Below are 25,397 nucleotides of genomic sequence, written 5' to 3'. Positions count from 1 at the left end.
GGCCCCAGGTTGGCGCGTGCGGTGATGTGGGCTGTCACGGCCTGAGCAGGCGTGGTTGTGCGCGTTCGAAGGTCTTGCGGCCGGCCTTGTAGCCCATCAGCGGCGGGCTGATCTCGGCCACCACTGCGGCCGGTGAGGGCGCATCGAAGACGATGAAGTCGGCGCGGCAGCCCGGCGTCAGGCCATAGTCGGGAAGGCGCAACAGGCGTGCCGACTCACTCGACACCCAGCTCAGGCAACGCAGCAACTCGGCCTCGGTAGCCAGTTGGGCGACGTTGGCGAACAGGTTGGCCTGACGCACCAGCGACGCGTCTCCGTAGGGGGTGAAAGGGTTGCCGATGTTGTTGGTCGATAGCGAGCAGGTCACGCCACAGGCGTGCAGGTGCTGCAGGGGCGCCAGGCCCCGGGGCCGGTTGTGAAAGTGCTCGCGGCCGGTGAGGAACAGGTCGGTACTCGGCAGGCAGGTGACCTGCACACCGGCCTCGGCCAGGGATTCGGCAACCGCCAGCAGAGTGTCCCTGGGCAATGCCGACAGCTTGGTCACATGGCCGATGGTCACCCGGCCAGCCCAGCCGTGCTGGTGAGTGCAGCGGATCACCTCGCCGATGGTCATGCCTTCGGGGTTCAGGTCGAAGTCCAGATGGAAGTCCAGGTCACGGTCGAACTCCACCGCCAGTTCGAACAGCCGGCGAATCTGCGCGCCAGGGTCGGCATCGGTGTAGGGGCAACCGCCAAGCACCTCGGCGCCCTGGGCCAGCGCCTCGCACAGCAGGCCTTCGGTACCGGGGTTGTTGAGCAGGCCTTCCTGGGGGAACACGCAGATTTCCAGGCTGATGGCCCAGGCGTAATCCGCCTGCAGGCGGCGCACCGCGTTGAAGCCGATCAGGCCGATCTGCGGGTCGATCTCGACGTGGGTGCGCATGTGCGTGGTGCCTTGGGCGATGGCCTTGTCGAGCACCTGGGCGCCGCGCTGGTAGACGTCCGCCTCGGTGAAATCGGCCTTGGCCGAGCGGGTCTGGGCGATGGCCTCGGCCAGGGTGCCTTCGCTGAGTTGGCAGCGCTGCATGATGCAGGCCTTGTCCAGGTGGATATGGGTCTCCACCAGGCCGGGGAGTAGCAGCTTGCCATTCAGGTCGAGGGTCTCGGCGGTGGCACTGGGCGCACTGACGAAGCGGCCATCCTTCACGTACAGGGTCTGCAGCGCCTGGGTGCCATCGCCGAGGCGGGCGTTGATGATGGTCAGCGCACTCATGCCGCGGCTCCTTCGCCGAGGTAGGCCGCTTCCAGTTCCGGGTCGCCGCGCAACGCTTCGGCACTGCCGGATTTGACGATGCGCCCGGTCTCCAGTACGTAGGCGCGGTCTGCCACCTGCAGGGCGAGGTTGGCCATCTGGTCGACCAGCAGCAGGGTCACGCCTTCGTCGCGCAGGGCGGCCAGGGCGTCGTACAGTTCGCCGATCATGGCTGGCGACAGGCCCAGGGAAGGCTCGTCGAGCAGCAGGATCTTCGGTTTGGCCATCAGCCCGCGACCCACTGCCACCATCTGCTGTTCGCCGCCCGAGAGCAGGCCGGCTGAGCTGTCGATACGCTCGCGCAGGCGTGGGAAGCGGCGCAGGATGGCTTCTATTTCCGCGTCGGCATCGAAGGCCTCCTTGCGTGAGTAAGCGCCGAGCAGCAGGTTGTCACGCACGCTGAGCTGGCCGAACACCTGCCGCCCCTCCGGCACCAGGGCCAGGCCCCGGGCGGCGATGGTGCTGGCATCGGCGTGTTCGATGCTTTCGTTGTCGAGCAGGATGCTGCCGCCACTGGCTTTATGCAGCCCGGCCAGGCACTGCAGGATGCTCGATTTGCCGGCGCCGTTGGCGCCCAGAATGGCGATCAGCTCGCCAGGGTTGACCACGATATTGACCCTGTCGACCACCGGCGCGGCGCCGTAGTCGATGACCAGATCCTTGATGTACAGACGAGCATCGCGCGAGCCGTCCCAGGCTTCGGCCCGTGGCGTGGCCTGGTAGCTGGTGCCGCCCAGATAGGCGGCGATGACCCGTTCGTCCTTGCGCACTTCATCCGGTACGCCCCAGGCGATGGGCTTGCCGGCATCGAGCACCAGCAGACGTTCGGACACGGCCATCACCAGCCCCATGTCGTGCTCGACCAGAATGACCGCGATGCCGAACCCGGCGAGGGTCCTGAACAGGCTGGCCAGGCGGTCGGTGTCGCTGCGGCTGAGCCCGGCCGCTGGCTCGTCGAGCAGCAGTACGCTGGGCCGGGTGGCCAGGGCGCGGGCGATTTCCACCAGGCGCCGGTCGACGTGGGCCAGGTCATCGGCCGGGGTGTTCACCGAGCCCTGGTAGCCGACCAGGGTCAGCAACTGCAGCGCCAGCTGGCGTCGGGTATCGCTGGCACAACTGAAGGGCAGACCGAGGCGCCCCTGTTGCATGGCCACCAGCAGGTTCTCCAGCACCGACAGCTCGCCGAACAGCTGGGTGGTCTGGTAGGTGCGGGCGATGCCGGCACGGGCGATTTTCCAGGCGGGCAGACCCGCCAGTGGGCGACCCAGGTCGATGCTGCCGCTGTCCGGTGCGTAGAAGCCGCTGATCATGTTCAGCACCGTGGTCTTGCCCGCGCCATTGGGGCCGATGATGCTGGTGATGCTGCCCGGTGGAGCCTGCAGGCTGACGTTCCGTGCCGCCTGGACGCCGCCGAAGCGAATGCCGATGTCCTTGACCTGCAGGCCTTGGCGGGCGGCGACGTCTTGCTGGAAGAACGCACTCAACTGCGCCTGGTCGAAGGTCGCCGGGGCGGCTTGGTGGGCGGGCCGCAGCCACAGGCCGGCCAGGGTGCCGAGCAGGCCCCGTGGTGCAGCCCAGAGCACGCTGAGCAGCAGCACGGAGAAGATCAGCAGGCGGTATTCGGCGAAATCCGAAAGCATTTCCGGCAGCAGCACGATCAACAGGGCGCCGAGCAGTGGGCCGAACAGAGTGCCGCTGCCGCCGACGATCACCGCCAGCACGAACAGGATCGACTGCGAGAAGGGGAAGGAGGCCGGGTTGATGAACATCATCAGTGGCGCCACCAGCGAACCGGCCAGGCCGGTGAGCAGGGCGGACAGGGCGAAGGCCAGGGTCTTGGTCTGCACCGGGTTGAAACCGAGCGAGCGGGCAGCGATTTCGGTGGATTTCACCGCGCGCATGGCCATGCCCCAGCCGCTGTGGCGCAGGCGCTGGAACAGCGCCAGGGCGGCGATCATCAGGCCGGTGGCGATCAGCGCCATGCTCACGCTCGGGTCGAGGCTGCCGATTTCCGGCATGGGGATGCCCATCAGGCCGTTGGCTCCGCCGGTCAGCGAGCGCCATTCGATCAGCCCGTGGTGCACCACCAGGGCAAAGGCAATGGTGATCATCGCCAGGTACGGGCCGCTGACGCGCAGGGCCGGGATCGCCAGCAGCGCGCCAATGGCGCCACAGGCCAGGCCAGCGGCGATCATCGCCAGGCCCAGGGGCAGGCCAGCCATGGTCAGCAGTGCCGAGACGTAGGCGCCGATGGCGTAGAAGGCGATATGGCCGAAGGAGATCTGCCCGCTCAGGCCAATCAGGATGTTCAGGCCCACGCCGACCACCACGGCCAGCGCGCAGAAGGTGAAGACCAGCAGCGAGTAGCTGTCGAGCAGCAGCGCCGCCGCGATGCAGGCCAGCGTCAGCAGGGCGAGGGAAACGGGGGCGAACAGCGAATTCTTCAGGGTCATACTTTCACCAGGGTCTTGCTGCCGAACAGGCCATTGGGGCGCAGCGCCAGGGCCAGAATGACCAGGGCGAAGGTGAACAACTGGGTGAAGGCCGAACCGAAATAGATGGTCACCAGTGCCTCGACCAGACCGAACAGCAGGCCGGCGGCGAATACCCCGCCAGCGCTGGCGATACCGCCAAGAATCGCCACGGCGAAGGCCTTGAGGCCGAACAACATGCCCATCTCGGCATTCACGCTGAACAGCGGCGCGATCAACAGGCCGGCTATGGCGGCGAACACGGTCGACACGGCAAAGGCCACGGCCACCACGCGATTGACCCGAATACCCATCAGCATCGCCGCCTTGGGATTCTGTACGCAGGCCTCCAGCACCTTGCCCAGGCGCGTGTAGCGGCGCACCAGAAACAGCGCCAGGGCGATGCCGCCACCTACCACGGGGATCAGCAGTTGCAGCACGCCGACGTTGTTGCCGAACAGCTCCAGGTGCTGATTGGCCAGCGCCGAAGTGAACTGCCGTGGCTCCTTGCCGAAGGTGAACAGGGCCAGGTTATCGACCAGGATGCCCGCTGCCACCGTCGCCATCAGCCAGGCTTCGGAGCCGCGCGAATGGAAGGGGCGCACCAGAAAGCGCTCGATGATCAGCCCATAGACGGCGCACAGCGTCAGGGTCGCCGGAACCGCCAGCCACAGTGGCCAGCCCCAGGTGATGGTGAAGCTGTAGCCAAGTACGGCACCAACCATCATGGCGCTGCCCTGGGCGAAATTGACCGTACGCGAAACCACGTAGGTGATATGGAAACCCAAGGCCAGCAGTGCATACATGCTGCCCAGTCCGAGCCCGGTGATGATGGCGGCGGTGATCATGACGATAATCCTCCGGGCGGGCCGCCAGGGCCCGTCCGTTCACGGCTTCAAGGGGCGAGCGGAACGATGCGGCCGTCGACGAAATGGGTGAAGACGTAGTCGTCCGGCCCCAGGGCGTCGTGCTTGGTCGGGGTGAAGGGCTGGGTGTAGTCCTTGATCAGCCCCTGGTAGCTGTCGATCGCATAGAAGCCATCGCGCACCTTGGTGCCCTGGGTGTCGCCGGCCTTCTCGATGGCGGCGGCGGCCAGGTGCATGGCGTCGTAGGCGTTGGCGATTCCCACTGCCGGGGTCACGTCAGCCAGGCTCTTGATCTCCGGGAAGCGCTGCTTGAGGGCAGCCAGCACGCTGTCGCCCTTGGCGCTGTTGTTCTCGGTGAACACGTAGGTCTGGATGAAGTGCACGCGGCTGGCGTTGGGGCCGGCCAGTTCGCTGAAGCGGCCGCCTGCCGGGCCCCAGTGGGAAACCACCGGCACATCCCAGCCCATGCGATCGAGGGACTTGACCACCTGGGCCGAGGGGCCGACGTTGCCGACCATCAGCAGGGTGTCGGTGCCGGCATTCTTCAGGCGGGTGAGCTGCGGCACCACGTCGAGATCACTGTCTTCGATGCGTTCGATGCCGGCGTAGTCCATGCCGCGTTTGGCCAGGGCATCCTTGAAGCCGATTTCATTGGATTCGCCCCAGGGATTGTTGATCAGGATCATCCCGGGCTTCTTCATGCCCTTCTTGATGCCGTGCTCGACCAGCGCCTCGTCGACCAGCTCGTCTACCGCCGACACGCGGAATACGTAATTGTCCTTGGCACCGTTCTCGGTGATCTTGGTGCCCGCGGCCCAGATGCCCATGAACGGCACTTTCAACTGATTGGCCAGTGGCACGATGGCCAGGGAAACCGGTGTATCGAGGCCACCGAACAGCACGCTGACTTTTTCCCGCTGCGCCAGTTCGCGGGCGGCCAGCATGCCTTTGGCCGGGTTGCTTTCATCGTCACGACGGATCAGCTGCACCGGGCGACCGAGGATGCCGCCCTTGGCGTTGATCTCATCGATGGCCACGGTGAGCCCGCGGGTAAGCGCCTCGCCGGACTTCGCCGACTGCCCGGACAAGGCGGCAACCAGGCCGACCTTGATCGGCTCCTCGGCGTGCGCCGCAGCGCTCAGCGCCATGCCAAGGCTGGCAACAGCCGCTGCGCAGGGCAACAGGCGGCGGAGTGGGGATAACAGTTTGCGCATGAGCTTTCTCCTGATTGCTAGCATTCGTATATAATTTGCTAGCAAGCCTGGTGCCATAACGCGCAAACTGGCCATTCCGCGGTTTTCCCGGAATAGCCATCGCCAACGTGCACGAATAGCGTGCATGCCGCACCACATGCAGGCACGAACGGTGCCTCGGCACGATCAACGAATTGGGAGAGCAGGTATGAATGAAATGAACGAGGCCGTGCAGATTGTTAGCGATTTTCTAGCGGCATCCATGGCTCCGGATCCGGTCAGGGCAGCCACTTACATGAGTGACGACGTGCGCATCACCTTCACCGGCGGGCGCCACATGCCTACGCCCCAGGACATCACCGCGTTCAACGGCTCGCGCTACGCCTGGGTGAAAAAGGCCCTCGGTCAGTTCGACTGGACCGAGCGCGACGACCATACCGTCGTCTATTCCAACGGCACGCTGTATGGCGAGTGGCCGAACGGCAGCAGTTTTTCCGGTAACCGCTATCTGGATCGTTTCGAAGTCCGCGACGGCAAGATCACCCGCATGGACGTCTGGAACGACAGCGCCGAGTGGCTGCTGACACCGGAAATCGCCAAGGCCTGACCGCGCAGTGACAGGTCGACATGCCGGCCTGTCACGACCGCTTTCGCGTCAGGTCGTGGAATCCTCAGGGGGAATTGGCGAATAATGCCGCCATTGGCTAGCGCCGCCCCGACACAGGAATCCATTTTCCATGAGCGCCTCCACACCCCCTTTGGTTCTCTCGATCCAGTCCCATGTCGCCCTGGGCCATGTCGGCAACGACGCCGCCGTGTTTCCGTTGCAGCGCCTGGGTTTCGAAGTGTTGCCGGTACACACGGTGCAGTTCTCCAACCACACCGGCTACGGGCAGTTCCGCGGCCAGGTGTTCGATGCCGAGCATATCCGTGAAGTGCTCGCAGGCCTGCGTGATCGCGGCGTGCTGTCGCGGGTCTCGGCAGTGCTTTCCGGCTATCTGGGCGATGCGGCGATCGGTGCGGTGATCCTCGAAGCTGTGGACGAGATTCGCCGGGATAACCCGGGCGTGCGCTACCTCTGCGATCCGGTGATGGGCGATGTGGGGCGAGGGGTATTCGTCAACGCGGCGATCCCGGATTTTCTGCGCAACCTGGCGATTCCCTGCGCCAACATCATCACCCCCAACCAGTTCGAGTTCGAGCTGCTGACCGGCAGCAAACTCGACAGCGTCGACGAGGCCGTGCGCACCGCACGCCAGCTGCGCGGTCGCGGGCCCGATGTGGTGGTGATCACCAGTTTGGCCACGCCGGACATTCCAGCCGACCAGCTCTGTACCCTGGCGGTCAATGGTCAAGGCGCCTGGCTGGTGAGCACCCCGCGCCTGGCGCTGCATCCGCTGCCCAACGGCATGGGCGATGTGTTCTCGGCGACGCTGCTGGCCCGTCTGCTGTCCGGGCATGCGCTGCCCCAGGCGCTGGAACTGGCCACTGCCACGCTGTACGCCCTGGTGCAGAAAACCGCCGAGGGATCCCGTGATCTGCCGCTGGTGGTTGCCCAGGAACAGATCGTCGAACCGCAGCAGCGTTACCAGGCGACTGAAGTGGTGGTCAAATGATCCGGCGCTGCCTTTGCATGGTGGGGGTGATGCTGGCGAGCGGCATCACGGTCGCCTGCGAGGTCGACACGGCAGCGGCCTTTCGCGATGACGCCCATGGCAACTACGTGATTCCGGTGCGGGTCAAGACCGGCGAGCGCTGCGTGATCCTCGATCACCTGACGGCAGAGGGCCGCAAGACACGCAGCGAAGTCTGGATGCCGGTAGAAAAACTGGGCAGCAGTACGCCGAAACTCGGCCGCTTCAAGCGCGAGTATCAGGTCGAGGGTGACGTGGCGAACGTGGATCGTTTCGTCTATCTGGCGGGCGACAAGGCGGGTGAGGACTCGGTGAAGTTCTCGTCGTTCCCCAATCAGCAGGAACGACGAGCAGTGGAGTACCGCATCAGCATCGAATGACCGCTCGTGGCGGGCGCTTCAGCACCGGTAGGGGCTTTCGCTTTTCAGCTCGGCGCCGCTCTCGACATCCTTGATGATGACGGTGGCGCCGGGGTGAGCCGAACACATCGCGTTGCGCATCGTGTAGATGCCGCTGCCTTCGGCGACCATGGTCATGTTCTTGGCCAAAGGTTGTCCATCTGCACCCTGTAGCGATAGCTGATAGGTGCCCGAAAGGGTCATGCAGCCGGCGAGCAAGGTACTGGCGATTAGTAGTGCAGCGAAATTCTTCATGGTTTTCGTCCTTGATGTGGGTGGGAACCACCGTTACAGCCTCGTGGTTCCCTGCGGTTCGGATATTACTGGGAAATAGCCAGTTTCGAATCACGAACGCCTTTCATGCCGGTCGCATCATCGACCATTTCGACACCGGCGCCGCCGACGAAAACGCCCATCTTGATGAACTGCCGAACGAAATAGTTCTTACCGCCTTCAGCCTGGAAGGTGAGGGCGTTATCGCTGAACTCCGACTCGGTGGAGATCACGTGCTGTCCGGGTGTGATTTCCTTGTAGAAGTACACCTTGTTGGCGGTTTCGCCGAGTACCTTGCCGTCTAGCGATACGCTTTTCTTCAGTGCCTTGCCAGCAAAGCTGTTGCGATAGATATACAGGCCCGCTTTATCCGCAGCAGGTGCTGTGAATTGTTTCATGGCGGAGTCTTGCTCGGCGGGTGCCATGGGCACGGATGAGCAGCCGGTCAGTACCAGAGAGGCGAGGAGGGCAGAGCTGGCGATCAGTTTTTTCAACATGATGACGTTCCTTGTTCGAGAGAGGAGTTGGGCCGCGTACTTTGCGCGAGCCCGTTCATCCCGCTGCCGCGGGTCTGAATGGACGCCATATTTAGGGAAAAAGCTCTCGATTTGCTGAGAGCAGATCCACACCCTGTTACTCGCTCTCATGCCGCCCAAATGAAGCGTCGGAGATCCCGCCGATAGATTTGACAAAAAGCGGGCCGTTTCATATTTTTGTAATGCGCAAACGTTTGCGCACCTATAAAAATGACAATAACCACGGAGTTCGCCCATGTCCGGTTTCCGTCCTGCCCGTCTCTGCGCCGCCATCGCTCTCGGTGCCGCCGCGCTCGTCAGCTTCTCCACTGCCCATGCCGCCGAAGGTGAGACGCCTCGGGTCGCGCTGGTCATGAAGTCCCTCGCCAACGAGTTCTTCCGCACCATGGAAGACGGCGCCAAGGACTATCAGAAAGAACACCCGGACCAGTTCGAGTTGATCGCCAACGGCATCAAGGACGAGACCGATACCTCTGCGCAAATTCGTATCGTCGAGCAGATGATCGTTGCCAAGGTCGATGCGCTGGTGATCGCGCCAGCCGACTCCAAGGCCCTGGTGCCGGTGATCAAGAAGGCCAGTGATGCCGGCATCAAGATCGTCAATATCGATAACCGCCTCGACCCCGAGGTGGTGAAGAGCAAGGGCCTGGACGTGCCGTTCGTGGGCCCGGACAACCGCAAGGGTGCACGCCTGGTCGGTGAGTACCTGGCCCAGAACAAACTCAAGGCGGGTGATGAGGTCGGCATCATCGAAGGCGTTTCCACCACCACCAATGCTCAGCAACGTACCGCGGGCTTCAAGGATGCGATGGAAGCAGCCGGCATGAAGATCGTCGGCGTGCAGTCGGGCAACTGGGAGATCGACCGTGGCAACGCCGTGGCCTCCGCCATGCTCAACGAATACCCGGATCTGAAGGCGCTGCTGGCCGGCAACGACAGCATGGCGCTCGGCGCGGTATCCGCCGTGCGCGCTGCCGGCAAGAAAGATCAGGTGCAGGTGGTCGGTTACGACAACATCAACGCCATCAAACCGATGCTCAAGGATGGCCGCGTGCTCGCCACTGCCGATCAGTTCGCCGCTCGCCAGGCGGTGTTCGGCATCGAGGCGGCGCTCAAGCTGGTCAAGGGCGAAGCCACCGACGCCAAAGACGGTGTGATCGAAACCCCGGTCGAACTCGTGACCAAGCCGTGACCACGGCGGTAGTGGCCGGCGAGACCGTTCTCGCCGCCAGCAATATCGGCAAGACCTACGCCCAGCCGGTGCTGGGTGGGGTCGAGCTGGAGTTGCGCGCCGGTGAAGTGCTGGCGCTGACCGGTGAGAACGGCGCCGGCAAGAGCACGCTTTCGAAGATTTTCTGTGGGTTGGAGCAGCCGACTACCGGCTCGCTGACTTTCCTGGGCCAGCCCTACGTGCCTGCCAGTCGCCGCGAGGCCGAGCGCCTTGGCGTGCGCATGGTGTTGCAGGAGCTCAATCTGCTGCCGACCCTGACCGTGGCCGAGAACCTGTTTCTCGACAATCTGCCCAGCCGTGGCGGCTGGATTTCCCGTGGTCGCCTGCGGGAGATGGCGCGTCAGGCCATGGCTCAGGTCGGCCTGGAAGCGGTGGACCCGGATACACCGGTAGCTGCGCTGGGCGTCGGCCATCAGCAGATGGTCGAGATCGCCCGCAACCTGATCGGCGATTGCCGGGTGCTGATCCTCGACGAGCCGACGGCGATGCTCACCGCCCGCGAGGTGGATCTGCTGTTCGAGCAGATCCGGCGTCTGCGCGCCGCGGGTGTGGCCATCGTGTACATCTCTCACCGCCTCGAAGAATTGGCGAAGGTGGCGCAGCGCGTCGCCGTGCTGCGCGACGGTCAGCTGGTGGCAGTGGAACCCATCGACCGTTACAGCAGCGATGAACTGGTCACCCTGATGGTCGGCCGCGAGGTCGGCGAAGCCATCGACCTGGGTGAGCGAAACATCGGCGCACCGCTGTTGCAGGTGACCAATCTCAGCCGCCGCGGCAAGGTCGACGACGTTTCCTTCAGCGTGCGGGCAGGGGAGATCTACGGTATTTCCGGCTTGATCGGTGCCGGCCGCACCGAGTTGCTGCGGCTGATCTATGGCGCCGACCGCGCCGACAGCGGCCAGGTGTCGCTAGGCAACCCGCCGGTTCCGGTGCGTGTCCGCTCGCCTGCCGAAGCGGTGCGTCACGGTATCGCGCTGATCACCGAAGACCGCAAGGGAGAAGGGCTGCTGCTCGGCCAGCCGATTGCCGCCAACCTGGCGCTGGGCAACATGCCGGCCGTTTCCAGGCATGGCGTGATGCGCCCGGCTGCCGAGCAGGCGCTGGCGCAGCGGCAGATCGATGCCATGCGCATTCGTTGCAACGGGCCCCATCAGGCCGTGGTCGAGCTGTCCGGTGGCAACCAGCAGAAGGTGGTCATCGGCCGCTGGCTGGAGCGCGACTGTCGCGTGCTGCTGTTCGACGAGCCAACCCGCGGCATCGATGTCGGTGCCAAGTTCGAGATCTACGGCCTGCTCGGCGAACTGGCGCGACAGGGCAAGGCGCTCGTGGTGGTGTCCAGTGACCTGCGCGAGCTGATGCTGATCTGCGACCGTATCGGCGTGCTGTCTGCCGGCCGCCTCATCGAAACGTTCGACCGCGATGACTGGAGTCAGGATCGCCTGCTGGCTGCCGCGTTCGCCGGCTACCGCAGCCGCGAAGCCATGCTCGGCGAGGTCGCCCCCCCGTTACAGGAGCTTTGCCAATGACCACTCCATCCGCCACGCCCACCAAGCGCAGTGGTACCCATCAGGGCCTGGGCACCTACCTGGGTCTGGCTGGCGCGCTGCTGGCGATGATCGTGCTGTTTTCCTCGCTGAGCAGCCATTTTCTTTCCTACGCCACCTTCACCACCCTGGCCAACCAGATTCCCGATCTGATGGTGCTGGCGGTGGGCATGACGCTGATCCTGATCATTGGCGGCATCGACCTCTCGGTGGGTTCGGTGCTGGCGCTGGCGGCGGCCGTGGTCAGCGTGGCGACGCTCGGCTTCGGCTGGGGCATCGTGCCCGCCGCATTGCTGGGCATGGCCTGCGCGGCGCTGGCCGGCAGCGTGACCGGGCTCATCACCGTGGCCTGGGGCATTCCGTCGTTCATCGTCTCTCTCGGCGTGCTGGAGATGGCCCGTGGCCTGGCCTACCAGCTCACCGACTCGCGCACCGCTTACATCGGCGACGCCTACGCCTGGCTGTCGACGCCGTTCGCTGCAGGTATCTCGCCGTCGTTCGTCATCGCGCTGCTGGTGATCCTCGCGGCGCACCTGCTGCTGACGCGCAGCGTGTTCGGCCGCTATCTGGTGGCCATCGGCACCAACGAAGAGGCGGTGCGCCTGGCCGGCATCAACCCCAAACCCTACAAGGTCTCGGTGTTCGCGCTGATGGGCCTGCTCGCCGGGCTGGCGGCACTGTTCCAGATTTCGCGCCTGGAGGCGGCCGACCCGAATGCCGGTTCCGGCCTGGAGTTGCAAGTGATCGCAGCCGTGGTGATCGGTGGCACCAGCCTGATGGGCGGCCGTGGTTCGGTGATCAGCACCTTTTTCGGTGTGCTGATCATTTCCGTACTGGCCGCAGGGCTGGCGCAGATCGGCGCCAGCGAGCCAACCAAACGGATCATCACCGGTGCGGTGATCGTGGTGGCGGTGATCCTCGACACCTACCGCAGCTATCGCGCCAAGCGTAGGGCCTGATCGTTCATGGCTACCATCAAGGACGTCGCCGCACGCGCCGGTATTTCCTACACCACGGTTTCCCACGTGGTGAACGGCACGCGCCCGGTCAGCGACAGCGCACGCGACAAGGTGCAGGCGGCGATCGCCGAGCTGGGCTATGTGCCCAGTGGCGTGGCACGATCGCTGAGAGTCCGTGCCACCGGTACCCTTGGGCTGCTGGTACCGAATGCCAGCAACCCCTATTTCGCCGAGTTGGCGCGGGGCATCGAGGATCACGCCGAGCGCAACGGCTACAGCGTGATCCTGTGCAATTCCGATGACGACGGTGCCAAGCAGTTGCGTTACCTGCGGGTGTTGCTGGAGCGCCGTATCGATGGCCTGATCGTCGCCACCGTGACCCGCGACGCGGCCTTCGCCCAGGCCCTGGCAGCGGTAAAGCTGCCGTTGATGCTGGTCGACCGGTCCCTGGACGGGGTCAGTGCGGATCGCCTGCAGATCGACCATGAGCAGGGCGGCTATCTGGCGACCCGGCATCTGCTCGAACTCGGCCATCGGCGCATCGCCTGCATCGCCGGGCCCGTGGATACCCAGGTGGCGCAGTTGCGGGTGGCGGGCTATCAACGGGCGCTGGTCGAGGCAGGCTTGCCAGCTGCCGAGCCAACCCACTGCGCCTTCACCAGCCCGGCGGGGCACGCCACGGCGCTTGGCCTGCTGAGCGGTGAGACACGGCCGACGGCAATTTTCGCCGGTAACGACATGATCGCCCTCGGCGTGCTGCGCGCTGCCGCGGAGCGTGGTGTGCGGGTGCCCCAGGAGCTGTCACTGGTGGGGTTCGACGACATCGAAGTGAGTCGCTACTTGCATCCGGCCCTGACCACCGTCGGCCAGCACATCGGCCAGCTCGGCGAGCGCGCTGCCGAGCGCTTGCTGCAGCGGGTGCGTACCCCGGAACTCGATGCCGAACAATGGCTGCTCGAACCGACCCTGATGGTGCGCGAGTCCACCGCCGTCGCTGGCGGCTGAAGATTATCCAGTGGGCGCAGCGGCGTCCTGAGGAGCGGGAACAGATGCAAGGCAATCTGGTGGTAGTGGGCAGTTTGAACATGGACCTGATCGTGCGTGCGCCGCGCCTGCCGCGTGGTGGGGAAACCCTGACCGGGCATGACTTCGCCACGGCTGCGGGCGGCAAGGGCGCCAACCAGGCGGTCGCTGCGGCACGCCTCGGCGCGCAGGTGGCGATGATCGGCTGCGTCGGTGCCGATGCCTACGGCGCACGCTTGCGTACCGCGCTGCTCGTGGAAGGTATCGATTGCACGGCGGTCAGCGAGATCGAGGGCGTGCCGACGGGGATCGCCTCGATTCTGGTGGATGACGCGGGCCAGAACGCCATTGTCATCGTCGCAGGTGGCAACGGTGCCCTGACGCCTGCTCACCTCGATGCGCAGGCGGCGCTGCTCGCCGCCGCCCAGGTGCTGGTGGTGCAACTGGAAGTGCCGCAAACCACCGTCGAGGCGGCCATGATCCGTGGCCGCGAGGCCGGCTGCACGGTGATCCTCAATCCGGCTCCCGCCAGTGGGCCGCTGCCAGCCCACTGGTACGGGCTGGCCGATTATCTGATCCCCAATGAAAGCGAGGCCGCGGCACTCACCGGCCTGCCGGTGGACTCGCCCGAGTCGGCCCTGCACGCTGCGCAACGGCTGCTGCAGGCCGGTGCTCGCCGTGTGCTGATCACCCTGGGCGCCCAGGGCGTGCTCTACGCCGATGGCGAGCGGCACGCGCATTTCGCCGTGGCCCCGGTGGTGGCCGTGGATACCACGGCCGCTGGCGATACCTTCGTCGGTGGTTTCGCCGCCGCCCTGGCTGCCGGGCAGTCGCTGGAAGCGGCCATCGGCCTGGGCCAGCAAGCCGCTGCACTGGCCGTCACCCGGCCCGGCGCACAACCCTCGATTCCTTACCGTCACGAGTTGCCTGCATGAAGAAGACGCCCCTGCTCAACGCTGCGCTTTCCGCCGCCATCGCCCGGCTCGGCCATGGCGACATCATCGTCATCGGCGATGCCGGCATGCCGGTGCCGCCGGGCACCCCGTGCATCGACCTGGCCCTGACCGCCGGAGTGCCGGACTTCGTCACCACCCTGCGGGTGGTGCTCAGCGAGATGCAGGTGCAGGGCCATCTGCTGGCCCGGGAAACCCTGGACGTGGCGCCACTGGCGCTTGAGGCCATCGAGTCTCTGACCGCCCAAGGCGAGCTGGGCGAGCGCCAATTGGTCAGCCACGACGAGCTCAAGGTCGCCTGTGCCAGGGCTCGGGTGCAGATCCGTACGGGTGAGTGCCGGCCCTACAGCAACATTGCGCTGATCGCGGGTGTCACGTTCTAGGCTGCTCACGGCCTTTTCTGACACGCTGCAGGGGCTACTTCGAGGCGATAGCAGCCGTTCGTAGTCGGGGGACAATTGGTGGGCTTTAGCCCACCAAATCGAAGGTCCGCTATCGCCTTATTGCGGCTATTGATCTGGGATAGCTGGAAAGCTGCCTCCAAAGATCATGAGCAGCTTCCAAGCGACTTCAAGACCAGCTCAGGATCGGCCAGCCTTCGCGCTCGGCATGCTCGCGCAGTGCCGGATCGGGGTTCACCGCGTGGGGCTTGTCGACCCGTTGCAACAGCGGCAGGTCGTTGCGTGAGTCGGAGTAGAAGTAGGCGCCTTCCAGGCTTTCACCGTGTTCTTCCAGCCAGGCATGCAGGCGGGTGACCTTGCCTTCACGGTAGGTCAGCACGCCCACGGTCTTGCCACTGTAGTGGCCGTACTCCTCGTGCAGGTCGATGGCCAGCACTTCCTCGACCTTGAGCCGTTCGGCGATGGCGCTGACCAGAAAGTGCGCCGAGGCGGAGATGATCAGGATGCGGTCGCCGGCCGCGCGGTGGTTGGCCAGGCAGCGGGTGGCGTCGCTGAAGAAGATCGGTTCGATCACGTCTTCCACGAAGGGCTCGACGACGAAGGCGACTTCTTCCGGCGTGCGCCCCACCAGCGGCGACAGGCTGAAGGTCATGTAGTCCTCCATCGCCAGTTTGCCTTCGGCGTACAGCGCCATCAGCTGATGATCCTTGGCGATGAAGCTTTCTCCGTCGACCCAGCCGAGCGTTGCCATGTGCTCGCTCCACAAGCTGGCACAGTCGCCATTGATCAGGGTTTCGTCGAGATCGAAAATTGCCAGGGCCATGAGGGTCTGTTTTCCTTTCAGTACGACCGCGCCGGCGCCTATTCTTTTGCGAGGCAAGGCGCAAGCTGCGAAGTTTGGTGGGCCAAATGAGTCAGCGAGAAACGCAGTATCGCGAAAAAATAGGCCCGTCCCAAGGGGTTGCGCGGGAAGTTTCACCCGCTGTCGTGACACGATGTGAAGCTGGTTCAGCCATTGCCTGCGTCTTGCGCCTAACCGGGTGAAAGTTCTCGCTGCAACGCGGCTTGTGCTGAAAGGTGAACAGACCCTATCCCACCTCTTTTACGGCATTCGCCGCGATATCCAATGAGACCGGATGGCCGTCGGCATGCAGGTCGTCGGCGCTGCGATTGAGCACGTCGACCAGCAGCTCCACGCCTTCGGCTTCCACCCGGTAGCGAATGATATTACCGAGCAGGCTGTGACTGCGAATCCGCGCTGCGATGGTGCCCTGGCCGAGCACGATGGCTTCCGGGCGGATGGCCACCTGGCTGCTGACCGGATAGCCGAGCAGGCGGCTGGCGGTGGCCGCGTCGAGCAGGTTGTAGTTGCCGATGAAGCCGGCCGCGAAGGCGTTGGCGGGAGCGGTGTAGAGGGTTTCCGCGTCGCCGCTCTGGACGATGCGCCCGGCGTTCATCAGGAAGATACGGTCGCTCATCACCAGCGCCTCTTCCTGATCGTGAGTGACGAAAATCGTGGTCAGACCAAGCTCCTGCTGGATGCTGCGGATCTGCTCGCGCAGGTGTTTGCGGATGCGTGCATCGAGCGCCGACAGCGGTTCGTCGAGCAGTAGCAGGCGTGGGCGGGTGACCAGCGAGCGGGCCAGGGCGACGCGTTGGCACTGGCCACCGGAGAGCTGATGCGGGTAGCGGTCGGCATAGTCGCCAAGCTCGACCATGGCCAGGGCTTCCTGCACGCGCCCGGCGGATTCGTCCTTGCCGATCTTCTGCATGCGCAGGCCGAAAGCGACGTTCTGCGCGGCGGTCATGTTGGGGAACAGCGCGTAGCTCTGGAACACCATGCCGATGCCGCGCTTCTGTGGCGCCAGGGGCACCAGGTCTTCGCCGGCGAGCAGGATCTTGCCACCGTTGACCTCGGTGAGGCCGGCGATGCAGCGCAGCAGGGTGGATTTGCCGCAGCCCGATGGGCCCAGCAGCGTGACGAATTCGCCTTGCTCGATCTCGGCGTTGATGTCGCTGAAGATCGAGGTGCCGCCGTAGCTTTTGTGCAGGTTCTGGATGCTCAGGAAGCTCATGCCTTGTCCCTGTTCAGTCGATTGGCCGCCCAGGTGAACACCAGGACGAAAAAGAAGTAGGAGATCACCAGGGCGCTGTTGAAGTGGCCACTGCTGTTCTTCATGTTGTTGAGGTAGACCTGCAGGGTTTCATAGCGTGTGCCGACCAGCAGGTTGGCGAACACGAACTCGCCGAACAGGAAGCTGAAGGACAGGAACAGCGACACCATCAAACCCTTGCGCAGGTTGGGCAGCACCACCAGAAAGGCGGCTTTCCAGGTGCTGGCGCCGAGCAGATGGGCGGCGTCCATCAGGTCACGCAGGTTGATCGCCTGCAGGTTGTTGGTGATGGCCCGGTACATGAACGGCAGGGCGATGGTGAAGTAGCAGCCGATCAGGATCCACGGCGTGCCGACCATGGCCAGCGGGCCGGAGCCATAGAGCTGCAGCAGGCCCACGGCGGACACCACCGGCGGCACGGCGAACGGCAGCAGGATCAGCACGTTCATCAGCGCATCGAGCTTGGGGAAGTGGTAGTGCACGACGAACAGCAGCGGCAGGATCAACAGCACCGAGAGTGCCAGGGCGCCGAAGCAGACCAGCAGCGATTGGCCGAACGCCTTGAGGAAGCGCGGCTCTCCCCAGAGCTCCAGGTACCACTTGAACGTCAGGCCGTCCGGCAGGATGGTTGCCGACCAACTGGTGGACAGCGAGTAGAGCAGGGTGCCGGCCAGCGGCAGCAGCAGGATCAGGAACAGCACCCAGACCACCACGCGGTGGTAAAGGCTGGCAGCAGGCACTTTCACAGGCGGTTTAAAAACTACCTGCGTTGCCGCTGCTTCGTTAAAACCAGGCTCAAAATGCTCATTTACTTTTAGTAAACTCCGCTTTTTCGCCTGTTTTTGCCTCGCATCGGCGGCCTCGCCTACGTTTTTAAACGGCCTGTTAGCGCGGGACATGGTAGCTCCTTCGCAGCAGCAACTGGTGGACGAGGGTGATCGCTGCCATCAGGCCGACGAGGATCATCGCCAGGGTGCTGGCCATGTTCGGATCGAGGGAAATGTCCCCGGAAATCATCGCGGCGATGCGGATCGGCAGCACGTTGAAGTTGCCGGTGGTCAGGTAGTACACCGTGGCATAGGCACCCAGGGCATTGGCCAGGAGAATCACGAAAGTGCCGAGCAGCGCCGGCGTCAGCACCGGCAGGCCGATATGCCGCCAGAAGTCCCAGGTACCAGCGCCGAGCAGGGCTGCCGACTCGCGCCAGTCCTGGCGCAGGGCGTCGAAGGCGGGGTAGAGCAGCAGCACGCCGAGGGGGATCTGGAAGTAGGTGTAGAGCACGATCAGGCCATTCTTCGAGTACAGGTTGAAGCTCTCGATCAGTCCGGCCTGGATCAGCAGCAGGGTCAGCGCACCGTTGAAACCGAGCAGGATGATGAAGGCGAAGGCCAGGGGTACCCCGGCGAAGTTGCTGGTCATGTTGGAAAAGGCGATGACGAAGTCACGCAGTTTCGAATCCACCTGGCGCAGCGAGTAGCTGCCGATGATGGCGATGAGCATGCCGAACAGGCTCGACCAGAAAGCGATCTGCAGGCTGTGCTTGACCGCCTGCATGTAGAACTTCGAGGAAAACGCCTTCTCGAAATTGCCCAGACCCCAGCCATCCGGCGTGTTCAGGCTGTTGAGCGCCACCCATACCAGCGGGGCGATCTGAAAGGCGATGAAGAACACCGTGAAGGGCAGCAGGCACAGCAGTGCCAGCCATTTGCCCCGTGGTTTGCGGGTGGTGCTCATTTCAACAACTCCGGGCACGAAGGTTTGTCATGGGGCACGCCGAGCAGCTCGCAGAGGGTGCCGCAAAGCTCCAGTTGCGTCGGGGTCGCGGTCTCGTCGAGGCTGAAGGCATCGCCGAGCACGAACAGCGGCACTTCACGCTCCTCGGCCAGCAGACCATTGTGCGAGCGGTCATCGTTCATGCCGTGGTCGGCGGTCACCAGCACCTGATAGCCTGCGTCCAGCCAGGTCTGCAGGTAGCCGGCCAGCAGGATGTCGGCGACCCGCGCCGCGTTGCGGTACTGGCTGCTGTCGAGGCCGTGCTTGTGGCCGGCGTCGTCGATGTTCATCGGGTGCACCAGCAGAAAGTCCGGCGCATGCGCGAGGCGCAGGCTCTCGGCATCGTCGAACAGGTGCGAGTCCGGGTAGTGGTCGACGTAATAGAAATGTCCGTGCTGGATCGGCAGCTCGCTATCACGGGTATGGCGGTCACGGGCCGCCACGAAGGGCGCACGGTTGTACAGCTCGCTCATCCAGTGATAGGCGGCAGCTGCAGTGCTCAGCCCGGCGGCGCGGGCGTAGTGGAACACGCTGCGTTGATGGCTCAGGCGCACCACGTTGTTGTGCACGATGCCGCTGTCGATCGGTGTCACGCCGGTGAGAATGCACTCGTAGAGCGGCCTGGACAGCGAAGGCAGCTCGCACTCGAGTTTGTACAGCGCAGCACGGCCAGCGGCGCGATACGCCTGCAGATGGCCGAGCGCATGCCGAGCGACCTCGTAATTGAGGCCGTCGAGAATGACGAGGATGACCTTGGACGGCATGGGTAATCCTGGAGGAGTAGGGTGGATGACGCTTCTTTCATCCACCACTGGGATATCAAAATGGTGGACGGATAAAGCGTCAGCTACGCGCCCCGGTCCACCCTACGTGCTGCGGCCTCGCTTACTCCATATTGATGATCACGTTTTCCTGCCACAGCTGCGGCAGGGTTTTCGAGGTCGTTTCCCAGGCGGCGGTGTCCTTGATCGGCTTGACCTTGGCGTACTGCTCGTTGGGCAGCAGCTTGGCCTGCACTTCAGCCGGCAGGGTCAGGTGCTCGGCGCGGATCGGGCGGGCGTTGCCCTTGGCCAGGTTGATCTGCCCGGCGTCGCTGAGGATGTACTCGCGGGCCAGCTTGGCGGCGTTGGGGTTCTTGGCGTACTTGTTGATGATGGTGGTGTAACCGGAGATCACCGAGCCATCGGAAGGAATCAGCACTTCGAAGCGGTTCGGGTCGATCTGGTCGCGGTAGCTCAGGCCGTTGAAGTCCCAGACGATGCCGACTTCCACTTCGCCTTTTTCCAGGGTCTGGATGGTCGGGTTGGCCAGCGACAGGCGCCCCTGTTCGGCGATCTCGGCGAAGTAGTCCAGGCCCGGCTGGATGTTCTTCTCGTCGCCACCGTTGGCGATGGCCGCAGCCAGCACGCCATTCACCGCCTGAGCAGCAGCGCTGACGTCGCCGATGGCCACGCGGTACTTGCCGGTTTTCAGGTCAGCCCAGCTTTTCGGGGTGTCCTTGACCAGTTGCTTGTTGACGATAAAGGCGATGGAGCCGGTATAGGCGAGCATCCAGTGGCCGTCGGCATCCTTGGCCCACTCCGGGATCTGGCTCCAGGTGGTCGGTTTGTAGGGCTGGGTCACGCCCTGCTGCACGGCGATCGGGCCGAAGGCGGCGCCCACGTCACCGATATCGGCGCTGGCGTTGTCCTTTTCGGCGGCAAACTTGGCGATTTCCTGGGCCGAGCTCATGTCGGTGTCCATGTGCTTGAGACCGTACTTGTCGCTCAGGTCCTGCCAGGTGTCCTTCCAGTTGGCCCAACTGTCCGGCATGCCGACGCTGTTCACGGCGCCTTCTTTGCGTGCGGCCTGTTCCAGTACAGTTATATCCGTCTCGGCGGCCATGGCCTGGGAAGCCAGAGCGATGGCGCTGCCCATCAGCGATGCCAGTAGCAGTTGTTTCATTGGAAACTCCTTTGCGTTGAGGGTTGGTCTAGATCAGCAAGACCCAAGCCAATGTAGGCGGCGCCAATGACAGTTTTGTGTCGGTATGGCCGTCGCGCACATCCGAAGCCTTCGGCGAGGCCCCGCTCAGCAAGCGTAGACCAGGTTAAGCCTTTGAATTGGCGGGCTTGCCACTGGCATGGGGCGTGCTTGAAAGCAGCCTGTCATCTGCCGGTCATCCGCTTTGCCTAGGCTTGCAGGCAAGCATTGCAGCCAGTCGATGGCTGTTACCTGCCCCGTAATGGGGCTGGTCTAGTCCAAAAGGAATCAGCGTGATGCGCGACGACACGCCACGGGCCGTCACCACCATTTGCCGGGCGTTGCAGGAACAGATCGAGCATGGCCTGCTGCCTGCCGGTGCCAAACTGCCGGCCGAGCGCCGCCTGAGCGAATTGTTCGACACCACCCGGATCACCCTGCGTGAGGCGCTGGGGCAACTGGAAGCCCAGGGCGTGGTGTACCGCGAAGAGCGCCGCGGCTGGTTCGTCTCGCCAGCGCGGGTCGCCTACAACCCGCTGGTGCGCACCCACTTTCACGCCATGGTCGCCGAGCAGGGCAGGGTGCCCGCCACCGAAGTATTGAGTGCGCGGTTGATGCCGGCCCACTCGCAGGTCTGCCAGTTGCTGGGCTTGTCCGGGCTGTCCAGCGTCTACCAGATCCGCCGGGCGCGGCGCATCGACGGGCGTCTGGTGCTGTATGTCGAGCATTACCTGAACCCCGACTATTTTCCCGGCATCCTCGACTACGACCTGACCCGGTCGCTGACCGAGCTATATGCCAGCGAGTACGACGTGCACTACGGCCGGGTACGTTTCGACATGGTGCCCACCGCACTGCATGCCGACGCCGCCGCGGCGCTGAAGGTAGCGCCCGGCAGTCCGGCGTTGCGCATCGTCCGGGTCAACCGCGACCAGCGCGGCCGCCTTATCGATTGCGACCTCGAGTACTGGCGCCATGATGCGATTCATATCAGCGTGGAAGTGCCGGATTAGGGCTGGTAAGTGGAGGACGCGTTCGTAGGCCTCTACTTGTGGGAGCGGGCCATGCCCGCGAAAAAATCACGGGCATGGCCCGTTCCCACAGGTACTGCATCGATGTCCGCTTCTGCCTTGAAACTACCTCTTTCCACGTTCGTAAACGGCAATCGATGCTCGTTCTGAAGAGCGGCCATCGCCCGGCGTTGCAACGCCTTCCCGAGCGTATTGTCGAGGTGCCTGGCCGAGCGTAGAATCGCCGTCGCAGGCCATCCCCATACCTATAATTTTCCGCTCTCCGCATCCGCCACTCCCCGCGTTCATCGCCCCGGGAGCGCGAGCTGCCGTGTGCGTGTTCGTCGTGTATGGGGGCTCCATTTTTTCGTTCTCTTCCTACAGCCGCTCGCTGCCATTCGGGCCGCGGGCGAAAGGCCGTTGTAGCTGAAGCGTTCCCCAAGGGCGGATATCACCCGAATGAACACACCCGAGCAGGCGCATAGCGGTAGCTGGCTGAGCGTGATTGCACTGGCGCTGGGCGCCTTCATCTTCAACACCACCGAATTCGTGCCGGTGGGTTTGCTGAGCCAGATCGGCCACAGCTTCGACATGACAACCGCGAGCGTCGGCCTGATGCTGACCATCTATGCCTGGGTGGTGGCTCTGGCGTCGCTGCCGCTGATGCTGCTGACGCGTAATATCGAGCGGCGCAAGCTGCTGGCTTTCGTGTTCATGCTGTTCATCGCCAGCCACGTCCTGTCGGGCATCGCCTGGAGCTTCAGCGTGCTGATGGTCAGCCGTATCGGGATCGCCCTGGCGCACGCGCTGTTCTGGGCGATTACCGCGTCCCTGGCGGTCCGCGTGGCACCCGAAGGCAAGCAGGCGCAAGCCCTCGGCCTGCTGGCGACCGGCAGCGCGCTGGCCATGGTGCTGGGCATTCCTCTGGGCCGCGTGATCGGCGAGGTGCTGGGCTGGCGCACGACCTTTACCGTGATCGCCGTGGTGGCGGGCGTGGTGGTGCTGTGCCTGATGAAGAACCTGCCGCTGCTGCCCAGCCAGAACTCCGGCTCGCTGCGCAGCCTGCCGGTGCTGTTCAAGCGCCCGGCACTGGTCACCGTGTACGTGCTCACCGCGCTGGTGATCACCGCCCACTTCACCGCGTATACCTACATCGAGCCGTTCGCTCTGGAGGTTGCGGGCATCGCTGGCGACATGATCACCGTGCTGCTGCTGTTGTTCGGCTGTGCGGGCATCATCGGCTCCATCCTGTTCAGCCGCTACAGCGCACGCTACCCGCGCGGTTTCGTGATCGCGGCGATCAGCGTGCTGAGCCTGTGCATGCTGTTCCTGCTGCCAGTGGCTCGCGAGCACGCCTACCTGGCGACCCTCAGCGTGGTCTGGGGCATCGCCATGATGTGCTTCGGCCTGGCGCTGCAGGCCAAGGTGCTGAACCTGGCGTCGGACGCCACCGATGTGGCCATGGCGCTGTTTTCCGGCATCTTCAATATCGGCATCGGCGGCGGCGCCTTGCTCGGCAGCCTGGTGAGCAGCCAGCTGGGCGTGGCCAATGTCGGTATCGTTGGCGGTATGCTCGGTATCGGCGGTTTGCTGCTGTGCTGCGTGACCACCTATCACTTCTCCAGGCCGCTCAAGCCGCAACCTCTCTAGCCTGTTGGGCAGCAGATCAGCTCTGTTGCCGCCGCCATTCTTCACGGCTGATTTCCCAGATCTGCGAAGGCAGCCGGCCAGAGACGTAATCGCTCTCGCCGGTTTCCACCAGGCACATCCCCTCGCGTTCCGAAAGGCGTTGCGAGGCCCTGTTGGCCACGGCCTTGGGCACACGCATCAGCGGCCGCTCCAACACCTCGAACCAGTAGCGATTGACCGCCGCACAGGCTTCGCTCATCAGGCCCTGGCGCTGCCAGGCCGGGGCGATCCAGAACCCCCGGTTGTTGTCTGGCGCATCCATCAGACTGATGACGCCGATCACCCGCTCGGCATCCTTGACCGGGCGCAACGTCCAGTGCCATTCGCCGCCGCTGGCCATCGCAGGCAGGGCGACGTCACGCAGGTAGGTCAACGCGCCATCGGGCGGGTAGGGCCATGGCACGCGGCTATTGAGGTAGCGCACCACTTCCCAGTGGGCGAACAGCGGCTGAATCTGCTCGGCGTCCGCCAGTTGCAGAGGCTGCAGAAGCAGGCGAGGGGTGCTCAGGGTGGGAAGGGGCATGCTGGCATTCCATTGCTGTCGATGAGCCAATGATAGTGCCGATGGATGCAGCGGTTGTCATGCCTGCTTTTCACGCCGCAACGCCTGGGCACGGCAAGTTCTCATCGCCGGCAAGCCAGCTGCTACGCACTGGCGGTAACCCGGATCCTGCAGGAGCCGGCTCGCCGGCGATTGGGCCTCAGGCCTGCAACGCCTGCCCAGCTCGTGCAGGGTGGCTGACCATCATGGGGCTATGGACCGCCGCTTCGAGGTGGCTCAGAGAATGACCCTCAGGCACTGGCCGGCGTGATACAGCGAGAAACCGGTCTCGTACATGCTGCTGCGCAGCTCTGCGCCGCGCAGTGCCTGCATGGGGGAGAAAGGGATGGGCAGCGCTGCGCTGTCGTCGCTCAACAGGAACTGGGCCAGGGCCTTGCCGACCACCGTACCGGTGGTGTTGCCGCGGCCGTTGTAGCCGGTGACCGCGACCAGCCCGTGAGCAGGCTCGAACAGGCGCATCAGGTGATCGGGGGTGAAGTCGATGCAGCCGGTCCAGTGCAGTTGCCACTCGACCTTGCCCAACTCCGGGAAGTAGTGCTGCTGGATGCGGTCGGCCCAGCCGCGGATGAACCAGTCCGGCTTGTTGTTGGCGCGCCCCATGCTGCCCAGCAGCAGGCGGCCATCGGCGTCGCGGCGGATGCTGCTGAGCACCGTGCGCGTGTCCCAGGAGCCCTGGCCGTGGCGCAGCACCTGATCGGCCGCGGCGCCCTGCAGCGGTACCGAGGCGACCTGGTAGTAATAGCCGCGGAAGTAGTGACGCTGCAGCTGCGTCCATTCGCCCTCGGTGTAGGCGCCCGTGGAGATGATCACCTTCTGCGCGTTCACCGCGCCCTGGCCGCTGCGCACCTGCCAGGCATCACCACTGCGGGTCAGTGCCTTGACCGGCGAGTGTTGGTGGATGCGGCCGCCGAGGCGCATGACCGCCCTGGCCAGGCCCATGGTGTAGGCCATGGGGTTGATGGTGCCGGCCCGGCGGTCGAGCAGGGCGCCGGTGATCCTGTCGGTGCCGCAGTAGTCGGCACAGGCCGCTCCCGTAAGCAGTTCGACATCGGCACCGCGCCGCCGCCACTGCGCTTCGCGATCCTTGAGGTCGGCCAGGCCGGCGGCGTTGTGCGCCATGTGCAGGGTGCCGTCGTTGCGTGCCTGGCAGTCGATGCCGAGGCGCCGGATCTGCGCGAACACCGCAGCGGGTGCCTGGCCGAGCACCTCGTTGAGGCGGCTGCCGTGGCGCTGGCCCAGGGTCGCCTCGACATCATCGGGCTTGATCCAGGTACCGGCATTCACCAGGCCGACGTTGCGCCCCGAGCCGCCGTGGCCCACTTCATGGGCGTCGAGCACGCAGACCGTGCGCCCCTGTTCGAGCAAGTGCAAGGCGGCCGACAGCCCGGTGATGCCGGCGCCGATGATGCAGACATCTGCCTGCGCATCGCCATTCAGCGGCCCGGACAATGATTCGCGCGGCGTGAGCGTTTCCCACAGACAGGCATGCTGCAATTGACGCATGGCGCGACCTC

Annotated in this window: 25 protein-coding genes; 11 read left to right on the top strand and 14 right to left on the bottom strand. The window is 64.5% G+C overall.

Annotation, left to right across the window (positions count from 1 at the left end):
* Positions 1–34: 34 nt before the first annotated feature.
* From QRN22_RS12770 to QRN22_RS12755, 4 genes are read right to left on the bottom strand one after another with little or no spacing between them, the layout of a single operon-like run.
* Complete coding sequence (locus tag QRN22_RS12770; RefSeq protein WP_042552720.1) at positions 35–1,252, bottom strand: amidohydrolase family protein; 1,218 nt, start codon at positions 1,250–1,252, stop codon at positions 35–37.
* Positions 1,249–3,744: a branched-chain amino acid ABC transporter ATP-binding protein/permease gene (locus tag QRN22_RS12765; protein ID WP_042552721.1), complete on the bottom strand. Its 2,496-nt coding sequence runs from the start codon at positions 3,742–3,744 to the stop codon at positions 1,249–1,251. The genes QRN22_RS12770 and QRN22_RS12765 overlap by 4 nt, the downstream gene beginning before the upstream one ends.
* Positions 3,741–4,610, bottom strand: a complete 870-nt coding sequence (locus QRN22_RS12760) for a branched-chain amino acid ABC transporter permease (RefSeq protein WP_042552722.1) — start codon at positions 4,608–4,610, stop codon at positions 3,741–3,743. The genes QRN22_RS12765 and QRN22_RS12760 overlap by 4 nt, the downstream gene beginning before the upstream one ends.
* Positions 4,611–4,657: 47 nt before the next feature.
* Positions 4,658–5,842: an ABC transporter substrate-binding protein gene (locus QRN22_RS12755; RefSeq protein WP_042552723.1), complete on the bottom strand. Its 1,185-nt coding sequence runs from the start codon at positions 5,840–5,842 to the stop codon at positions 4,658–4,660.
* A gap of 187 nt (positions 5,843–6,029) precedes the next feature.
* On the opposite strand from QRN22_RS12755, the gene QRN22_RS12750 reads away from it, so the two are divergent.
* From QRN22_RS12750 to QRN22_RS12740, 3 genes are all read left to right on the top strand, one after another.
* Positions 6,030–6,428 carry a nuclear transport factor 2 family protein gene (locus QRN22_RS12750; protein WP_042552724.1) on the top strand — a complete coding sequence of 133 codons (399 nt, stop codon included), beginning with the start codon at positions 6,030–6,032 and terminating at the stop codon, positions 6,426–6,428.
* A gap of 130 nt (positions 6,429–6,558) precedes the next feature.
* Positions 6,559–7,437 (top strand): pyridoxal kinase PdxY, encoded by an 879-nt coding sequence (gene pdxY / locus QRN22_RS12745; RefSeq protein WP_042552725.1) that lies wholly within the window; start codon positions 6,559–6,561, stop codon positions 7,435–7,437.
* Positions 7,434–7,835 (top strand): hypothetical protein, encoded by a 402-nt coding sequence (locus tag QRN22_RS12740; RefSeq protein WP_156152663.1) that lies wholly within the window; start codon positions 7,434–7,436, stop codon positions 7,833–7,835. Before pdxY ends, QRN22_RS12740 begins: the two co-directional genes overlap by 4 nt.
* An 18-nt stretch (positions 7,836–7,853) precedes the next feature.
* Here QRN22_RS12740 and QRN22_RS12735 read toward each other — a convergent pair whose 3' ends face one another.
* Positions 7,854–8,108, bottom strand: a complete 255-nt coding sequence (locus QRN22_RS12735) for a hypothetical protein (protein WP_042552727.1) — start codon at positions 8,106–8,108, stop codon at positions 7,854–7,856.
* Positions 8,109–8,173: 65 nt separating this feature from the next.
* A complete protein-coding gene (locus QRN22_RS12730; protein ID WP_231570115.1) occupies positions 8,174–8,899 on the bottom strand; it encodes a DUF2846 domain-containing protein in 726 nt (241 codons plus the stop codon).
* On the opposite strand from QRN22_RS12730, the gene QRN22_RS12725 reads away from it, so the two are divergent.
* Genes QRN22_RS12725 through rbsD form a run of 6 tightly spaced genes read left to right on the top strand, consistent with a single transcriptional unit; the run spans position 8,898 to position 14,755 of the window.
* Entirely contained in the window at positions 8,898–9,854 is a 957-nt protein-coding gene (locus QRN22_RS12725; RefSeq protein ID WP_042552728.1) for a sugar ABC transporter substrate-binding protein, read from the top strand. The genes QRN22_RS12730 and QRN22_RS12725 overlap by 2 nt on opposite strands.
* An 11-nt stretch (positions 9,855–9,865) precedes the next feature.
* Entirely contained in the window at positions 9,866–11,419 is a 1,554-nt protein-coding gene (locus tag QRN22_RS12720) for a sugar ABC transporter ATP-binding protein (RefSeq protein ID WP_042552886.1), read from the top strand.
* Positions 11,416–12,396, top strand: coding sequence for an ABC transporter permease (locus QRN22_RS12715; RefSeq protein WP_042552729.1), 981 nt, complete (start codon positions 11,416–11,418; stop codon positions 12,394–12,396). The genes QRN22_RS12720 and QRN22_RS12715 overlap by 4 nt, the downstream gene beginning before the upstream one ends.
* Before the next feature lie 6 nt (positions 12,397–12,402).
* Complete coding sequence (locus QRN22_RS12710; RefSeq protein ID WP_042552730.1) at positions 12,403–13,401, top strand: LacI family DNA-binding transcriptional regulator; 999 nt, start codon at positions 12,403–12,405, stop codon at positions 13,399–13,401.
* A gap of 44 nt (positions 13,402–13,445) precedes the next feature.
* Positions 13,446–14,354 carry a ribokinase gene (gene rbsK / locus QRN22_RS12705; protein WP_042552731.1) on the top strand — a complete coding sequence of 303 codons (909 nt, stop codon included), beginning with the start codon at positions 13,446–13,448 and terminating at the stop codon, positions 14,352–14,354.
* Complete coding sequence (rbsD, locus tag QRN22_RS12700; protein WP_042552732.1) at positions 14,351–14,755, top strand: D-ribose pyranase; 405 nt, start codon at positions 14,351–14,353, stop codon at positions 14,753–14,755. The genes rbsK and rbsD overlap by 4 nt, the downstream gene beginning before the upstream one ends.
* A gap of 187 nt (positions 14,756–14,942) precedes the next feature.
* Here the strand turns inward: rbsD and QRN22_RS12695 are convergent, their stop codons facing one another.
* The 6 genes from QRN22_RS12695 to QRN22_RS12670 all read right to left on the bottom strand — a co-directional run bounded on the left by QRN22_RS12695 (position 14,943) and on the right by QRN22_RS12670 (position 20,604).
* Entirely contained in the window at positions 14,943–15,596 is a 654-nt protein-coding gene (locus tag QRN22_RS12695; RefSeq protein ID WP_042552733.1) for an HAD family hydrolase, read from the bottom strand.
* A gap of 265 nt (positions 15,597–15,861) precedes the next feature.
* Entirely contained in the window at positions 15,862–16,848 is a 987-nt protein-coding gene (locus tag QRN22_RS12690) for an ABC transporter ATP-binding protein (RefSeq protein ID WP_042552734.1), read from the bottom strand.
* Complete coding sequence (locus QRN22_RS12685; RefSeq protein ID WP_042552735.1) at positions 16,845–17,633, bottom strand: ABC transporter permease; 789 nt, start codon at positions 17,631–17,633, stop codon at positions 16,845–16,847. Before QRN22_RS12685 ends, QRN22_RS12690 begins: the two co-directional genes overlap by 4 nt.
* A 139-nt stretch (positions 17,634–17,772) precedes the next feature.
* On the bottom strand, positions 17,773–18,621 hold the full coding sequence (locus QRN22_RS12680) for an ABC transporter permease (protein WP_042552736.1): 849 nt from the start codon (positions 18,619–18,621) through the stop codon (positions 17,773–17,775).
* Positions 18,618–19,424: an alkaline phosphatase family protein gene (locus QRN22_RS12675; protein WP_042552737.1), complete on the bottom strand. Its 807-nt coding sequence runs from the start codon at positions 19,422–19,424 to the stop codon at positions 18,618–18,620. Before QRN22_RS12675 ends, QRN22_RS12680 begins: the two co-directional genes overlap by 4 nt.
* Before the next feature lie 121 nt (positions 19,425–19,545).
* Positions 19,546–20,604 (bottom strand): ABC transporter substrate-binding protein, encoded by a 1,059-nt coding sequence (locus tag QRN22_RS12670; protein WP_042552738.1) that lies wholly within the window; start codon positions 20,602–20,604, stop codon positions 19,546–19,548.
* A 314-nt stretch (positions 20,605–20,918) separates the two neighbouring features.
* On the opposite strand from QRN22_RS12670, the gene QRN22_RS12665 reads away from it, so the two are divergent.
* Together QRN22_RS12665 and QRN22_RS12660 are read left to right on the top strand one after the other, a co-directional pair.
* On the top strand, positions 20,919–21,635 hold the full coding sequence (locus tag QRN22_RS12665; protein ID WP_042552739.1) for a UTRA domain-containing protein: 717 nt from the start codon (positions 20,919–20,921) through the stop codon (positions 21,633–21,635).
* Positions 21,636–22,091: 456 nt separating this feature from the next.
* Positions 22,092–23,282, top strand: coding sequence for a sugar transporter (locus tag QRN22_RS12660; RefSeq protein WP_042552740.1), 1,191 nt, complete (start codon positions 22,092–22,094; stop codon positions 23,280–23,282).
* A 16-nt stretch (positions 23,283–23,298) separates the two neighbouring features.
* On the opposite strand, the gene QRN22_RS12655 is transcribed toward QRN22_RS12660, so the two are convergent.
* Both QRN22_RS12655 and amaA read right to left on the bottom strand, forming a co-directional pair.
* Positions 23,299–23,844, bottom strand: a complete 546-nt coding sequence (locus tag QRN22_RS12655) for a GNAT family N-acetyltransferase (protein WP_042552741.1) — start codon at positions 23,842–23,844, stop codon at positions 23,299–23,301.
* A gap of 255 nt (positions 23,845–24,099) precedes the next feature.
* Entirely contained in the window at positions 24,100–25,386 is a 1,287-nt protein-coding gene (gene amaA, locus QRN22_RS12650; protein ID WP_042552742.1) for an L-pipecolate oxidase, read from the bottom strand.
* Positions 25,387–25,397: the final 11 nt, after the last annotated feature.

It is taken from the genome of Pseudomonas sp. MEJ086, from assembly GCF_030209025.1.
Classification (GTDB): domain Bacteria; phylum Pseudomonadota; class Gammaproteobacteria; order Pseudomonadales; family Pseudomonadaceae; genus Aquipseudomonas; species Aquipseudomonas fulva_A.
Note: the sequence above shows the minus strand (reverse complement) of the source record. Positions and strands in the feature narration are given on the sequence as shown.

Excerpts from the sequence above, each read along its gene's own strand:
- QRN22_RS12770 (WP_042552720.1), bottom strand. The coding sequence starts at position 1,252 with ATGAGTGCGCTGACCATCATCAACGCCCGCCTCGGCGATGGCACCCAG.
- QRN22_RS12765 (WP_042552721.1), bottom strand. The coding sequence starts at position 3,744 with ATGACCCTGAAGAATTCGCTGTTCGCCCCCGTTTCCCTCGCCCTGCTG.
- QRN22_RS12760 (WP_042552722.1), bottom strand. The coding sequence starts at position 4,610 with ATGATCACCGCCGCCATCATCACCGGGCTCGGACTGGGCAGCATGTAT.
- QRN22_RS12755 (WP_042552723.1), bottom strand. The coding sequence starts at position 5,842 with ATGCGCAAACTGTTATCCCCACTCCGCCGCCTGTTGCCCTGCGCAGCG.
- QRN22_RS12750 (WP_042552724.1), top strand. The coding sequence starts at position 6,030 with ATGAATGAAATGAACGAGGCCGTGCAGATTGTTAGCGATTTTCTAGCG.
- pdxY (WP_042552725.1), top strand. The coding sequence starts at position 6,559 with ATGAGCGCCTCCACACCCCCTTTGGTTCTCTCGATCCAGTCCCATGTC.
- QRN22_RS12740 (WP_156152663.1), top strand. The coding sequence starts at position 7,434 with ATGATCCGGCGCTGCCTTTGCATGGTGGGGGTGATGCTGGCGAGCGGC.
- QRN22_RS12735 (WP_042552727.1), bottom strand. The coding sequence starts at position 8,108 with ATGAAGAATTTCGCTGCACTACTAATCGCCAGTACCTTGCTCGCCGGC.
- QRN22_RS12725 (WP_042552728.1), top strand. The coding sequence starts at position 8,898 with ATGTCCGGTTTCCGTCCTGCCCGTCTCTGCGCCGCCATCGCTCTCGGT.
- QRN22_RS12730 (WP_231570115.1), bottom strand. The coding sequence starts at position 8,899 with ATGGGCGAACTCCGTGGTTATTGTCATTTTTATAGGTGCGCAAACGTT.
- QRN22_RS12715 (WP_042552729.1), top strand. The coding sequence starts at position 11,416 with ATGACCACTCCATCCGCCACGCCCACCAAGCGCAGTGGTACCCATCAG.
- QRN22_RS12710 (WP_042552730.1), top strand. The coding sequence starts at position 12,403 with ATGGCTACCATCAAGGACGTCGCCGCACGCGCCGGTATTTCCTACACC.
- rbsK (WP_042552731.1), top strand. The coding sequence starts at position 13,446 with ATGCAAGGCAATCTGGTGGTAGTGGGCAGTTTGAACATGGACCTGATC.
- rbsD (WP_042552732.1), top strand. The coding sequence starts at position 14,351 with ATGAAGAAGACGCCCCTGCTCAACGCTGCGCTTTCCGCCGCCATCGCC.
- QRN22_RS12695 (WP_042552733.1), bottom strand. The coding sequence starts at position 15,596 with ATGGCCCTGGCAATTTTCGATCTCGACGAAACCCTGATCAATGGCGAC.
- QRN22_RS12690 (WP_042552734.1), bottom strand. The coding sequence starts at position 16,848 with ATGAGCTTCCTGAGCATCCAGAACCTGCACAAAAGCTACGGCGGCACC.
- QRN22_RS12680 (WP_042552736.1), bottom strand. The coding sequence starts at position 18,621 with ATGAGCACCACCCGCAAACCACGGGGCAAATGGCTGGCACTGCTGTGC.
- QRN22_RS12675 (WP_042552737.1), bottom strand. The coding sequence starts at position 19,424 with ATGCCGTCCAAGGTCATCCTCGTCATTCTCGACGGCCTCAATTACGAG.
- QRN22_RS12670 (WP_042552738.1), bottom strand. The coding sequence starts at position 20,604 with ATGAAACAACTGCTACTGGCATCGCTGATGGGCAGCGCCATCGCTCTG.
- QRN22_RS12665 (WP_042552739.1), top strand. The coding sequence starts at position 20,919 with ATGCGCGACGACACGCCACGGGCCGTCACCACCATTTGCCGGGCGTTG.
- QRN22_RS12660 (WP_042552740.1), top strand. The coding sequence starts at position 22,092 with ATGAACACACCCGAGCAGGCGCATAGCGGTAGCTGGCTGAGCGTGATT.
- QRN22_RS12655 (WP_042552741.1), bottom strand. The coding sequence starts at position 23,844 with ATGCCCCTTCCCACCCTGAGCACCCCTCGCCTGCTTCTGCAGCCTCTG.
- amaA (WP_042552742.1), bottom strand. The coding sequence starts at position 25,386 with ATGCGTCAATTGCAGCATGCCTGTCTGTGGGAAACGCTCACGCCGCGC.